Below are 13,389 nucleotides of genomic sequence, written 5' to 3'. Positions count from 1 at the left end.
ATGTGGTTCAACACCTTGCTGCTCGCGCTTCGCTCCATCCGGCGCAACCTGATGCGCTCTTTTCTCACCGTGCTGGGCATCGTGATTGGCGTGAGCGCCGTGATCACCATGGTCACCGTGGGCAACGGCGCCACACTCGCGGTGCAAAACCAGATTTCCGGTTTGGGCACCAACCTTCTGCAAGTGCGCCCGGGGCAGCGCATGGGGCCAGGCGGCGGCGGCGGCAGTGCACCGTCGTTCAAAGAAGCCGACGCCGAGGCCATCGCCACCCAGATCGGCGGCGTGGCAGCGGCCGCACCCGAATCCCGATCGGGCGGCACGCTGGTCGCCAACGGGCGCAACTGGACCAGCAGCATCACCGGCAGCACCAATGCCTGGCTCACCATCGGCAACTGGTCGCTGTCTCAGGGCCGTGAGTTCACAGATGACGAGTTGCGCGCTGGCTCAGCGGTGTGCATGGTGGGTGAGACCGTGCGCCGCGAACTGTTTGGCGACAAACCCGCGCTGGGCGAAGCCTTGCGGGTGCAGAAGATCACCTGCGAAGTGGTTGGCGTGCTGGGCTCAAAAGGGCAAGGCTCTTTCGGCAACGACCAGGACGATCTGGTCTTCATGCCCATCAAAACCCTGCAGCGCCGCATCACCGGATCCACTTCGGTCAACACCTTGCTGGTGTCCATGGCCGACGGCAGCGACAGCACGCGGGTCAAGACCAGCATGACGCAACTGCTGCGCGAGCGGCGCAAACTGGCCGACAGCGATGAGGACAACTTCAACGTGCTCGACACCAAGCAATTGGCCGATACGCTCTCGGGCACCACCAAGGTGCTGACCATGCTGCTGGGTGCCGTGGCCGCTGTGAGCCTCCTGGTGGGCGGTATCGGCATCATGAACATCATGCTGGTCAGCGTGACCGAACGCACCCGTGAAATCGGTCTGCGCCTGGCGATCGGCGCGCTTGAACGTGAGGTGTTGATGCAGTTCCTGATCGAAGCCGTGGTGCTGGCGGCGCTGGGCGGCCTGATCGGTATCGTGCTCGCCACCGGTGCGTCGATTGGCCTTTCATCCTTGATGGACGTGCCCTACGTCTTCAACCCTGGCGTCAACCTGCTGTCGTTCGTGTTCTCAGCAGGTATTGGCGTGGTGTTCGGCTACTTCCCCGCAAGGCGCGCTGCGCGCCTGAACCCCATCGACGCGCTAAGACACGAATGACCCCCCCGCGCCGGCTTCGCCTTCACCCCCCAAGGGGGGGGCGGCACTGGCGGACGGGCGGAGCCAGGTCCGCGGTGCCTTTGGCTGAACTTCCCCTCGGGCGTTGCGCTACGCGACTCGTGGCTTGACCAGACCGGCTGCTCGCTTGGCTTGGGTGCGCGCCACTTCCACATCGGCGTCGTGCACCAGCGCCACGCCCATGCGGCGCTTCACAAAGCTCTCGGGCTTGCCAAACAGGCGGATATCGCTGTTAGGCACGCGCATGGCTTCGTCCACGCCATCGAATGCGATGCCTTGTGCATCCAAGCCGCCATAGATCACCGCGCTGGCACCTGGGCTTTTGAGCGTGGTGTCCACCGGCAGCCCCAGGATGGCGCGGGCGTGCAGCTCGAATTCGTTTTGCCACTGGGTGATCATGGTCACCATGCCGGTGTCGTGTGGGCGCGGGCTGACTTCGCTGAACCACACCTGATCGCCTTTGACGAACAGCTCCACGCCGAACAGCCCCTGCCCGCCCAGGTTGTCGGTGACCGCTTTGGCCACGCGACGCGATTCGGCCAGGGCAGCCGGCGTCATGCGGTGCGGCTGCCAGCTCTCCACATAGTCGCCGCTCACCTGCACATGGCCAATGGGCTCGCAGAAATGGGTTTCAACTGCGCCCCCGGCGCCCAGCGCACGCACGGTGAGCTGCGTGATTTCGTAATCAAAATCAATGAAGCCTTCAACGATCACGCGGCCCGGCCCCACGCGGCCACCGGCCATCGCATAGTCCCAGGCTTTCTGCACATCGGCCGGGCCATCGATCTTGCTCTGGCCCTTGCCTGAGCTGCTCATCACCGGTTTGACCACGCAGGGGTAGCCGACGCCACCACCAATGGCGGCTTGCAGCTCCGCCAACGAGTCGCAGAATTTGTAAGGACTGGTCGGCAGGCCCAGGGTTTCAGCGGCCAGGCGGCGAATGCCTTCACGGTCCATGGTCAGGCGTGCGGCGCGCGCCGTGGGGATCACCCGCACCACGCCTGCGGCCTCCAACTCTTCGAGCATGGGCGTGGCGATCGCTTCAATCTCGGGCACGACCAGGTGCGGCCGCTCGGCCTCAATCAGGGCTTTCAGTTGCACGGGATCGCTCATGGTGATGGTGCGCGCGTGGTGGGCAAGCTGCTGACCCGGTGCGTGGTCGTATCGGTCCACCGCCATGGTTTCCACGCCCAGGCGTTGCAGGGCGATCAGCACTTCTTTTCCCAACTCACCACTGCCAAGCAACATGACTTTGGTGGCTGAAGGCGACAAAGGGGTTCCGATGGTGGTCATGGCGATGGCCTTCCTGGCGGTCAGTTGAGAGATTTGTTGCGTGTGATCAGGCGGCTTCGCCCATGGGCTCACCCATGCGAACACCTTGCCCGGCCACCCATTCGGGGTTGAAGGCCACGGTGTCTTTGGGCCACAACAGCACCACGGTCGAGCCCAGAAGAAAGCACCCCATTTCCTCACCGCGCGAAAGCAAAATGGCCTGGTTGTCGTATTGCCATTCGCGCACTTCGCGCGAGCGAGGCGGGTTCACCACGCCGTGCCACACCGTGGCCATGCTGCCCACAATCGTGGCCCCGACCAACACCTGAACAAATGGGCGGATCTCGCCATCAGGCCCATGGGGCATGTCAAACACGCAAACGACGCGCTCGTTGCGGGCGAACAAGCCGGGCACACCCTGCGCCGTGGCGGGGTTCACCGAAAACAGCTCGCCAGGCACATAGATCATGCGGCGCAAACGGGCGGCGGCGGGCATGTGAATGCGGTGGTAGTCCTTGGGGCTCAGGTAAATCGTGGCGAACTCGCCATCATTGAACTGCGCGGCCAGCTCGGCATCGCCGCCCACCAGCGCCCGGGTGCTGTACTGGTGGCCCTTGGCCTGAATAATCTGGTCGTTCTGGATGTGTCCCAGCTGGCTGATCGCGCCGTCAACGGGGCAAACAAAGGCCGCGCTCGACAAAGGCCGGGCATCCGGCTTCAGCGCCCGGGTAAAGAACTCGTTGAACGTCGCGAAGTCGGTTGCGCTGTCTCTTGCAGCCTCGCTCATGTTCACGCCATAGCGGCCAATGAACCAGCGGATCAGGGCATGGGTGAAGCGGCCGCCCCGGGCTCCCGCGACCCATCCGGCAAACACGGTGAGTGCCTGTTTCGGCAAGACATATTGAAGGGCAACGGCTGGGGAAAGGGACACAGGTCGGGAGGCGCGAAGCCAGGGCGATTGAAGTGCCCCATTGTAGGTTGCACCCTGGAATTCAATGATCGGACGCCTCGCGCAGCGGCCCGGTGACATGCCTCAACGGGGTGCCTCCCTCAAAGCAGGCCTCACCCCCGAAGGAGCCCACCAGATGCCTGTTGGTCAGTATCCGGGCCCGCGGGTCTCATGATGGAATCATGTGGCTGGCCAAGCCCTGCTGTGGGCAACCGCGTTGTCGCCCAGCGCGTTGAAAAGGATCTGGATTGGCTGGGCGTTTATCGGCCAAGGGGGGTGGCTGCCCAAACAGCGCCCGGAAGGGGCGTCAAACGGGGAACAATGGCTCTGCCTTTACCGGTCTGCCAGCACCCCCCACCGGGGGGGCACACCGCTGGCTCGGGCCAGAGCGGTGCTTGTTCAATGAACAGCGTGCAATGCAGGCTGCGCAACAGCATAAATTTCGCTGCCGGTGTTCATGAATTCTTCGGTGTCGATCACCATGTCGAATTCGCGCTGGATGACGCGGTCCACGCCATGGGTCTTGGGGATCAGCGGCTTGTCCAGAGGGCGGCAGATGCGCTGGCGCAGGCGGCGCAGGTTCAGGCTGTCTTCCATGGCGCTGATCACGGCCTCTGGGTCGAGCATCATGGCGAAGGGGTTGAGGCGGCTGGTGCTGGAGTTCATGGTGTGTTCCCTGGATGGTGGAGAGAAGAGAAAAAGACAATTTGTTTGTCCATGTGTCCAACTGTATTCACGGTGTTTCAAGACGTTAAGTCGGCGCACCCCCATTCAACGTGTAGGTGTTTCCCTGACAAGCTTGTCTGGCAATGCCCTATACGGCCAAGGCAATCGCGAAAGTGCTCTTGAAAAAAGAACATGGATTCCTTTGTTTATGCAGGTTTCAAGGCTGACACTTGGCTGAAGTGATGTCCGCCAACCACTGTTTCAGTGGTCTGTCGATTGCGCCGTGCAGAGTCTTTCGGCCTGAAATTCCGGGATTCTTTTTGTGTCCGTAGAGATACAACTTTTCTCCATGGACCTTGCGCGCTTGATTTCCCGTGTCTTGCCGTCTTCCAGGGCGTCTGCGCGTCACCGCAGCGATTGGGTGAGGGCAAGCGCATCCTGCTCAGGCGATTCAGCGCACAATGCCCCCGCAGCGCAGAACCATGGACGCGCCTGCAAGCCTCGAACACCCCCGCTTTTTGGGTACCATTCCACATGCAAAAAAAATTCCTGCTCACCATTTCTACTGCGCTGATCACGTTCACCGCTGCCCATCAGGCCCAAGCCCAGTCCACCCCGGCTGCAGCGCCAGCCGCTGCGGCTGCGGCTGCACCAGCCCCATCACCAGCCAAGAAAGAGTTGATCGCTCGCCTGCTCAAGCTCCAGCAACCCGGCATTGAGGTCATGTCGTCCGAAATGGCGCAGGAGCCTGCGCTGCAAATGCTCGAACGCGCGGCGGCCGTGATGCAAGCCCGTGTCGCGCCAGAAAAACGCGAAGCCACCATCAAAGGCGTTCAGGCCGATGCCAAGAAATACATGGAGAAGACCGTGCCGCTGGTGACCGATCGCGCGGTGGCGCTCGCGCCCGAGACTGTTGGCCCGGTGTTGAACCAGCGCTTCACCGAGGACGAGTTGAAGAAAGTGGTGGCGATTCTGGAATCTCCCGAGTACGCGAAGTTCCAGCAAGTCAGCGGCGAAATGCAGCAGGCGCTGCAAGCCAAACTGGTGACCGATACGCGCGCCGGCGTCGAAGCCAACCTGAAAACTCTCGAGGCCGATTTGACTGCTCGCCTGAGCGCAGTCGCCACGCCGCCACCCGCCGCTGCCGCACCGGGCACCGCCCCGGCCAGCAAGGCGGCCAAACCGGCTGCCTCGAAATAAGCGGCGCCCTCAGGCTACGCCGGTGATGCCACCAAAACGCGTCGCCAGCGTCTGCAAGCCCAGTTCATCGAGCACCTGCTGCAAACGCTCAGCGGCCCGTTGCTGCTGAGCTTGTTGCCCAGGCCCGTTTCGACTGGCCAAAATCAGCTCGTTTTTCATCGAGTGTTCCCAGCCCACCAGCTCTGTCACCGTCACGCCGTAGCCATTGGCCTCCAGTTGCAGGCAGCGCAACACGTTCGTGATCTGGCTGCCAAATTCGCGCGTGTGCAATGGATGGCGCCACAGCTCGGCCAAGGGTGTGCGCGCCAGATTCAACGCTCTGCTGCGCTTCATTACAGCGGCCACCTCCGCCTGGCAGCAGGGTACCAAGACCATGTGTTTGGCCTGTTTGGCCAGCCCGAATGCAATCGCATCGTCGGTCGCGGTATCACAGGCATGCAAAGCCGTCACCACATCGATGGTGGCGGGCAGTTCAGGATGGGTCAGCGCCTCTTGCACGGTGGTGGCCAGGAAACGCATGCGGTCAAAACCCAGCCGCTGGGCCAGCGCCTGTGAGCGCTCGACCAGTTCGGCCCGCGTCTCCACGCCCGTGACCCAGCCCACCGGCTTGTCTTTGAAAAACAGGTCGTAGAGGATGAAGCCGAGGTAAGACTTGCCTGCGCCATGGTCGGCCAGGGAGACGTCTCCGGTGATCTTCAACACATCGGCCAGCAAGGGCTCAATGAAGCGCACCAGGTGATAGACCTGCTTGAGCTTGCGCCGCGTATCCTGGTTCAGCTTGCCCTCGCGCGTGAGGATGTGCAGCTCCTTGAGCAGCTCGATGGACTGGCCCGGACGCAACTCCGGCAGCTGTTCTTGCAATGACTTCTGGGGTTTCACAAAGGGTTCTTTTCAATGGGTGGCGTGGTCGCGTCGGGTTCAACCGGCTCGATCCGGCGCTCAATCGCGTTGATCTGGTGGCGCAAGGCGCGGATTTCTCGCAACAGGTCCACCTCGATCTGGCGTTCGTCGGCCTCTACATCGCGCTCCACAAACAGGGCCGCCAGCGAAGCGGTAACGAGCGACAAAACCGCCAACCCCAGCAAGACAACAATCACGGCGAAGGCCCGACCCACATGGGTTTTCGGCACAGTATCGCCGTAGCCCACCGTCGCAGCCGTGGTGAACGCCAGCCACAGACCGTCTTGCAGGGTGTCGATTTGAGGCTCCAGCGCCCAAAAGCCGACGCCGCCCAGCAACAAGATGATCACGCAAAGGGCCAGCGAATACCAAAGGCCGCGGCGCATGAGATGGCGGCGATTGACTTTTGATCGTGACATGCAGGGATTTTGGCATGTGCGGGCGGCGACAATGCATTGATGAACGATGCCAGCGCACAGCGCCTCCACCCCTACACCGCCCTCACCCCCGATGTGGTGCAAGACGCCCTCGCCAGTGTGGGTCTTTGGGGTGACGGGCGGCTTGCGGCCCTCAACAGCTTTGAAAACCGGGTGTACCAGGTGCATCTGGAGTCGCCGGTTGATGGGCACGAGCAGGTGGTCGCCAAGTTTTACCGGCCCAATCGCTGGAGCGACGCTCAAATCAACGAAGAGCATGCATTTGCCGAGGCTTTGGTCGCCGCCGAGATCCCGGCGGTGCCGCCGTTGCGTCTGACGGGCGAAACACTGCACCATTTTGGTGGATTCGCATTTTCGGTGAGCCCGCGCCGTGGCGGGCGCCGCCCTGAGCTCGAGAACTTTGAGGTGCTGGAGTGGATTGGGCGTTTTCTGGCCCGCATTCACAGCGTGGGCGCAGCGCACCCCTTTGAGTCCAGGCCCGCGCTCAATGCCACACACTTTGCCCATGAACCCCGTGACTGGCTGCTCGAGCACCAGATGGTGGCACCCGAGGTACAGACCGCCTGGCGCGAAACACTGGACGAGGCACTGGCCATCATCGAGTCGCACCCCTGCCTGACGGCGAACGCCCAGCCCGATCCCGAGGGCATTCAAACCCTGCGGCTGCACGGCGACTGCCACCCCGGCAATATCCTCTGGACGCCAGAGGGCGCGCCCGGTGCCGGCCCGCATTTTGTGGATCTGGATGACGCCCGAATGGGCCCTGCCGTGCAAGACATCTGGATGCTGCTCAGCGGCGATCGCCGCCAGCAAAACCAGCAACTCGGCGCCTTGATCGATGGCTATGAACAGTTCCGCTCATTCGACCGGCGCGAGCTCGCACTGATCGAGCCGCTGCGCACGCTGCGGCTCATCCACTACAGTGCCTGGCTCGCGCGCCGCTGGGAAGACCCGGCCTTCCCGATCAACTTCCCCTGGTTCGGCACCCGCGACTACTGGCAAGGACAGGTCGACATGCTGGTCGAGCAAATCGAAGAAATGCAAAACCCACCGCTGGTGGCCTGAGCTTCCGCGCCGGCCTCGCCTACCACGGGCCTGCGCATCCCCGTCAGCCCATTTGCAGCAACCGCTGGCCAGAAAAGGTTATTCGCAATTTAATTGCGTGCAATTGAATTGCGGCATACAGTTCATGCCATGCCTTCCCCGACGACGCTCTCCGACCAAGCCCTGCGGCTCGACAACCAGCTCTGCTTTGCGTTGTATTCCGCCTCGCTGGCGATGACCAAACTCTACAAGCCGCTGCTCGATGAGCTCGGCCTCACCTACCCGCAGTACCTGGCTTTGCTGGTGCTCTGGGAGCAGGACGGTGTGAGCGTTTCCGAACTGGGCCAGCGCCTGAATCTGGATTCGGGCACCTTGACGCCGCTGCTCAAGCGTCTGGAAACCGCCGGATTGCTGACCCGACTGCGCGATGCCGAAGACGAACGCCGCGTGCGCGTCTTGCTCACCGCCGAAGGCCGCGCACTGAAAACCCGGGCCCAACGCATACCCGGTTGCATCTTGCAGGCCACGCAATGCGACCTGGCCGAAGTGGCCTCACTCACCCGCCAGGTGCAATCCCTGCGCGACCGACTGTTGGGTTGAACCCCTCCTCTTTTTTTCTCCCCGCTTCAACCGAAGCCCAACCTCGAAAGACCTCAAAATGGCCAAGCTCGACAAAGTTCTCTACACCGCCCGCACCCACACCACCGGTGGCCGCGATGGCGCCTCCAAATCCGATGACGGTCGACTGGACGTGATCCACTCCGCTCCCGGTGGCCCTGGCAAAGGCACCAACCCCGAGCAGCTGTTCGCAGCCGGCTACTCCGCCTGCTTCATCGGCGCCATCAAGGCTGTGGCCGGTCAAATGAAAGTCGCCGTGCCGGCCGATGCGGCCGTGGACGCTGAAGTGGATCTGGGCCCCATCACCGGTGGATACGGCATCGCCGCCCGCCTGACAGTGAGCCTGCCCGGTTTGGAGCGCGCCCAGGCACAAGCCATTGTCGATGCCGCCCATCAGGTCTGCCCTTACTCCAACGCCACCCGAGGCAACATCGAAGTGACCATCACGCTGGCGTAACCCGGCCTACCCATGAAAAAGCCCGCCCGGCGTTTGCCGGCGGGCTTTTTTTTCGTTTGTTGACCTAGCACCTGGCCAAGGCGGCGCTGACGGCTTCACCAGCAAGATCAGGTTGCCGCGATCTCGCTCTGTCGGCTTTGCATGCGCCTGCTGATGGCGCCGATTGCGATGGTCAATCCGTCACCCAGCAATGAGGTCAGCCGCATGCTGACAGCCAGCCCGGTGGCAATGGGGGCACCCGTCAGCGGCGTGAGCAGCACCACCATCATGGCCTCACGAACGCCCAACCCGCCGGGAGCCCCGGGCACCACGTAACCGGCCACCCATGCGCTGCTGAACAGCAAGGTGATGCTCAGCCAATCAACCGGGGGAGAGGCGAAAAACACCTCGGCCTGCAACTTCAGAACAAAACCCAGCAGCATGAAGTTGATCAAGATCAGCAGCGATACCAGCAAAGAAGTCCGCAGCCGCGGCAATCGCAGCAGTTCGCCCCCGCCCACCTTGCGGCTGATCTTGGGAAACAGCATGTTGAGCACCTTGACACTCAACCAGGGCAACACCAGCGCCAGCGCCAACAGCCAGCTGGCCTTCCCGCCAAAGCTGGGGTTGACGCTGTGCAAGGTTGTCAAATCCCACAGCACCCAGGTTGAGAGAAGCGCCAGGGTGAGGCTGATCACCAGGCTCCAGATGCCTTCAAACACCGCGGTTCCCACCGCCACGCCAACCGGAATGCCGGTGGACTTGGCCAACACGCCACGCCCCAGAAACTGCCCCACATTGCCCGGCAGGTACTTGCCCAGCTGAGAAAGAAAAAACACCGACATCGCCAGCCGAACCGACACGCGATGGTTCTGATCGGCCATCAGCAAACGCCACACATGGGTGCCGAAAAAATGGGTCACCACCACCGTGACGCAGCTCAAAACAGCCACAAACACGGTGCCCAGATTCCAGTCGATGGGGGGCAGACCATCCACGTTTTTCTTGAACGCCAGCCCGAAATACACCAATGAAGCCAATACGGCGGCGTACATCAGGATCTTGAAGGCGGTCTTGGCTCGGGTCATTCGCAACATTCGGTGGTGCCAGGGTGCCTGGCGGGTGGCATCTCCCTGTGCGGGACGTCCACAAAAACAGATTGAGGCACTCGTGTGCCCCTGATGCGCGATTTTAGTGTGTTGCCTCCTCAGCATGACCCGCGACAACGCCCAGGCGCCTGTAGGGCAAAAGGCACCGCGGAGAAACACCTGAAAAGACGATCCACCGGTGCGGCGGAGAAGCCCGGGAAGGGGCCCCCTGGGCGCAGGAGTCGGTTCCGAACGAGACCGGCTTCTTGCGGCTTGCAGCCGGTGTACTGTGTGCCGCCCAGGCGCCTGAAGCCTTGTCGCCAGTGCGCCCCGTCACCATTGAGCCAACGCACGGTTTGCTTTAACGTGATGACAAACACCGGAGACCCACTTTGACCACAACCACCCTGCAAGTTCGAAAAAACCAGATCAGCCAGACCCGCTGGACCACAACCGATGACGCCCCGCTCAAAGACGGAGAAGTTCGCACCGAGGTCGAGCTGTTTGCCCTCACCGCCAACAACATCACCTACGCGGCCATGGGCGACGCCATGCGCTACTGGGACTTTTACCCGTCGGGCGATGCCGAATGGGGCGTGATCCCGGTCTGGGGTTTTGCCACCGTGATCGAGTCGCGCCACGCCGAGGTGGCCGTGGGTGAACGGCTCTACGGCTACTGGCCCACAGCCAACCATGCCGTGCTGCAACCCAGCCGTGTCACCCCGCTGGGGTTTTCCGACGCCGCGCCCCACCGCGCCGAACTGCATGCGGTTTACAACCAGCTCATTCGCACCTCAAGCGACGCCTTCCACATGACTGGTACCGAAAGCGTTCAGGCCCTGCTGCGCCCGCTCTTCCTCACCTCATGGCTGATCGACGATTTCCTGGACGACAACAACTTCTTCGGTGCCACAACGCTGCTGCTCTCCAGCGCCTCCAGCAAAACCGCCTACGGCACCGCGTTCCAGCTGGCACAACGCAAAGGCGTGAAGATCATCGGCCTGACCTCGGACGGCAACAAAGCCTTCTGCGAAAGCCTGGGCTGCTACAGCCAAGTGGTGGGCTACGGCGAGCTCGACCAGATCGCCGCCGACACACCCTGCGTCTACCTCGACTTTGCCGGCAACGGCGGCTTGCGCACCCAGATTCACGAGCGCTTCACCGCGTTGCGCTACAGCTGCGCCATTGGCGCCACCCACGTGGAAAGCCTGCGCGGTGCCAAGGGCTTGCCCGGCCCCACGCCCACCATGTTCTTCGCCCCCGCCCAAGTGAAAAAGCGCAACCAGGATTGGGGCGCGCCCGAACTGGGCCGCCGCATGGTGGAGGCATGGCAAGCGTTCACCGCGCGCGCCTCCGACCCGACCAAGCCGTGGATGACGGTGGAACACCAGAGCGGTCAAAAAGCCCTGGAAGCCGCCTACCAACAGATGCTCAAGGGCGGCAGCAACCCGGCAGTGGGCCAGACCTTCACACTGCTCTGAACGCAAAAAAGGCTTGGGGCCGCCAAGCCCCAAGCCTTATTCACATCCCAAACGCCTCAACCGAGGCGTTTTTTCATGGCGCTCAGACCAGCAAAGCGTTCACCCGCTTCACATAGGCGGCTGGATCGTCAGGCAAACCGCCTTCGGCCAACAGCGCCTGGTCAAAAAGGATGTGGGCCAGGTCGTCGAAATGGGTCGAGCCCTCCAGCTTCTTCACCAGCGCGTGGTCGGCGTTGACTTCCAGAATCGGCTGGCTTACCGGTGCGGGCTGGCCGGCGGCTTTGAGCATGCGGGTCAGCTGGTTGGAGATGTCGCCATCTTCCACCACCAGACAAGCTGGTGAATCCACCAGTCGCGTGGTCACGCGCACGTCTTTGGCTTTGTCTTTCAGCGCTTCTTTCAGCTTCTCCAGCATGGGCTTGAAGGTTTCGGCCGCGGCTTCGGCGGCCTTTTTCTCGTCTTCGTCTTGCAGCTTGCCCAGATCAAACGAGCCTTTGGCCACGCTTTGCAGCGGCGTGCCCTCGAACTCTTGCACATGCGACATGGCCCACTCGTCCACGCGGTCGGCCATCAACAAAACTTCGATGCCCTTCTTCTTGAACACTTCGAGTTGCGGGCTGTTCTTGGCGGCGGCCAGCGAATCGGCGGTGATGTAGTAGATGGCATCCTGGCCTTCTTTCATGCGCGCCTTGTAGTCGGCAAAGCTCACGGTCAAGGTGTCCACCGTGGTGCTGGCGTAGCGCAGCAGCTTGGCGATCTTGTCGCGGTTGGCGAAGTCTTCGCCCAGGCCTTCTTTCATCGCAGAGCCGAACTCGGCGTAGAAAGCGGTGTACTTGCCCACGTCTTTTTCAGCCGCGGCTTTGTCCTCTTCGCTCACCACATCGGTCACGCCATCGGCGTCGGCCGCGGTTTCTGGCGCTTTGTCTTTGCGGGCCAGGTCTTCCAGCATGGCCAACACGCGGCGCGTATTGCCTTCGCGGATCGCCTTCACGTCGCGGCTCTCTTGCAGCAGCTCGCGGCTCACGTTGAGCGGCAAGTCGGCCGAGTCGACCACGCCCTTGACCCAGCGCAGGTAAGAAGGCATCAACGCTTCGGCTTCGTCCATGATGAACACGCGGCGCACGTAGAGCTTGATGCCCGCCTTGCGGTCGCGGTTCCACAAATCCATCGGCGCCTTGGCCGGGATGTAGAGCAGCTGCGTGTACTCGGTGCTGCCTTCTACGCGGTTGTGGCTCCAGGCCAGCGGCGCATCCTGGTCGTAGCTCAGGTTCTTGTAGAACTCGGCGTACTGCTCGTCGGAAATGTCTTTCTTGCTGCGGGCCCAGAGCGCGTTGGCCGCGTTCACGGCTTCCCACTCGTCCTTTTGAACGTGCTCGCTCTTCTCCGCGTCCCACTCTTCCTTTTGCATCAGGATGGGCAGGCTGATGTGGTCGGAGTATTTGGTGACCAGCGACTTCAGCTTCCAGTGGCTCAGGTACTCGCTCTGGTCATCGCGCACATGCAGGGTGATCGAGGTGCCGCGCTTGGGCAGGTCGATGGTTTCCACCTCAAATTCGCCCGTGCCGCCACTGGTCCAGCGCACGCCCTCTGCCGCCGGCAAGCCGGCTCGGCGCGATTCGACCGTGATCTTGTCGGCCACGATGAAGCCGGAATAAAAGCCCACGCCAAACTGGCCAATGAGCTGTGCATCCTTCTTCTGGTCGCCCGAGAGCTTGCCCATGAAATCTTTGGTGCCGCTCTTGGCGATCGTGCCCAGGTGCTCCACGGCTTCGGCCTGGCTCATGCCGATGCCGTTGTCGGTGATGGTGATGGTCTTGGCGGCCTTGTCAAAAGCCACGCGCACCTCCAGGTTCGGCGCGTCCTCAAACAGCGACGCATCATTCAAGGCCTCGAACCGCAGCTTGTCGCAAGCGTCCGACGCGTTGGACACCAGCTCGCGCATGAAGATCTCGGGATTGGAATACAGCGAATGGGTGACGAGGTGCAGCAGCTGGGCCACCTCGGCCTGGAAAGAGAGTGTTTGTTTGCTCATGTTCTTTGGGTAGAGGAAAAGGAGGTTTCGAAAAACGGA

At 62.2% G+C, this 13,389-nt stretch carries 13 protein-coding genes; 6 read left to right on the top strand and 7 right to left on the bottom strand.

The window, feature by feature from the left end; genetic code table 11:
• Positions 1–1,209 carry an ABC transporter permease gene (locus LPB072_RS02835; protein ID WP_066085218.1) on the top strand — a complete coding sequence of 403 codons (1,209 nt, stop codon included), beginning with the start codon at positions 1–3 and terminating at the stop codon, positions 1,207–1,209.
• Positions 1,210–1,317: 108 nt separating this feature from the next.
• Here the strand turns inward: LPB072_RS02835 and purT are convergent, their stop codons facing one another.
• From purT to LPB072_RS02820, 3 genes are all read right to left on the bottom strand, one after another.
• Positions 1,318–2,520, bottom strand: a complete 1,203-nt coding sequence (gene purT, locus LPB072_RS02830; protein WP_066085217.1) for a formate-dependent phosphoribosylglycinamide formyltransferase — start codon at positions 2,518–2,520, stop codon at positions 1,318–1,320.
• Between the two features lie 46 nt (positions 2,521–2,566).
• Positions 2,567–3,430 (bottom strand): archaetidylserine decarboxylase, encoded by an 864-nt coding sequence (gene asd / locus LPB072_RS02825; protein ID WP_066085256.1) that lies wholly within the window; start codon positions 3,428–3,430, stop codon positions 2,567–2,569.
• A gap of 417 nt (positions 3,431–3,847) precedes the next feature.
• Positions 3,848–4,114 (bottom strand): hypothetical protein, encoded by a 267-nt coding sequence (locus LPB072_RS02820; protein ID WP_066085216.1) that lies wholly within the window; start codon positions 4,112–4,114, stop codon positions 3,848–3,850.
• 534 nt (positions 4,115–4,648) lie between these two features.
• Here LPB072_RS02820 and LPB072_RS02815 point away from each other — a divergent pair.
• Entirely contained in the window at positions 4,649–5,314 is a 666-nt protein-coding gene (locus tag LPB072_RS02815; protein WP_066085255.1) for a hypothetical protein, read from the top strand.
• Between the two features lie 9 nt (positions 5,315–5,323).
• On the opposite strand, the gene LPB072_RS02810 is transcribed toward LPB072_RS02815, so the two are convergent.
• Together LPB072_RS02810 and LPB072_RS02805 are read right to left on the bottom strand one after the other, a co-directional pair.
• Positions 5,324–6,193 carry a class I SAM-dependent methyltransferase gene (locus LPB072_RS02810; RefSeq protein ID WP_066085213.1) on the bottom strand — a complete coding sequence of 290 codons (870 nt, stop codon included), beginning with the start codon at positions 6,191–6,193 and terminating at the stop codon, positions 5,324–5,326.
• Positions 6,190–6,633 carry a potassium channel family protein gene (locus LPB072_RS02805; RefSeq protein ID WP_066085211.1) on the bottom strand — a complete coding sequence of 148 codons (444 nt, stop codon included), beginning with the start codon at positions 6,631–6,633 and terminating at the stop codon, positions 6,190–6,192. The genes LPB072_RS02810 and LPB072_RS02805 overlap by 4 nt, the downstream gene beginning before the upstream one ends.
• A gap of 39 nt (positions 6,634–6,672) precedes the next feature.
• On the opposite strand from LPB072_RS02805, the gene LPB072_RS02800 reads away from it, so the two are divergent.
• The 3 genes from LPB072_RS02800 to LPB072_RS02790 all read left to right on the top strand — a co-directional run bounded on the left by LPB072_RS02800 (position 6,673) and on the right by LPB072_RS02790 (position 8,770).
• Positions 6,673–7,716 carry a serine/threonine protein kinase gene (locus LPB072_RS02800; protein ID WP_066085253.1) on the top strand — a complete coding sequence of 348 codons (1,044 nt, stop codon included), beginning with the start codon at positions 6,673–6,675 and terminating at the stop codon, positions 7,714–7,716.
• Positions 7,717–7,845: 129 nt separating this feature from the next.
• Positions 7,846–8,295, top strand: coding sequence for a MarR family winged helix-turn-helix transcriptional regulator (locus LPB072_RS02795; RefSeq protein WP_066085210.1), 450 nt, complete (start codon positions 7,846–7,848; stop codon positions 8,293–8,295).
• Between the two features lie 58 nt (positions 8,296–8,353).
• Entirely contained in the window at positions 8,354–8,770 is a 417-nt protein-coding gene (locus LPB072_RS02790; protein WP_066085207.1) for an organic hydroperoxide resistance protein, read from the top strand.
• A gap of 107 nt (positions 8,771–8,877) precedes the next feature.
• On the opposite strand, the gene LPB072_RS02785 is transcribed toward LPB072_RS02790, so the two are convergent.
• Entirely contained in the window at positions 8,878–9,837 is a 960-nt protein-coding gene (locus LPB072_RS02785; protein ID WP_066085204.1) for a lysylphosphatidylglycerol synthase domain-containing protein, read from the bottom strand.
• A 392-nt stretch (positions 9,838–10,229) separates the two neighbouring features.
• Here LPB072_RS02785 and LPB072_RS02780 point away from each other — a divergent pair, with 392 nt between their 5' ends.
• Positions 10,230–11,318, top strand: coding sequence for a DUF2855 family protein (locus LPB072_RS02780; protein ID WP_066085202.1), 1,089 nt, complete (start codon positions 10,230–10,232; stop codon positions 11,316–11,318).
• Between the two features lie 82 nt (positions 11,319–11,400).
• Here LPB072_RS02780 and htpG read toward each other — a convergent pair whose 3' ends face one another.
• Positions 11,401–13,350 carry a molecular chaperone HtpG gene (gene htpG / locus LPB072_RS02775; RefSeq protein WP_066085199.1) on the bottom strand — a complete coding sequence of 650 codons (1,950 nt, stop codon included), beginning with the start codon at positions 13,348–13,350 and terminating at the stop codon, positions 11,401–11,403.
• Between the last annotated feature and the right edge of the window lie 39 nt (positions 13,351–13,389).

It is taken from the genome of Hydrogenophaga crassostreae, from assembly GCF_001761385.1.
Classification (GTDB): domain Bacteria; phylum Pseudomonadota; class Gammaproteobacteria; order Burkholderiales; family Burkholderiaceae_C; genus Hydrogenophaga; species Hydrogenophaga crassostreae.
This window is presented reverse-complemented; position numbering and strand designations above follow the sequence as displayed.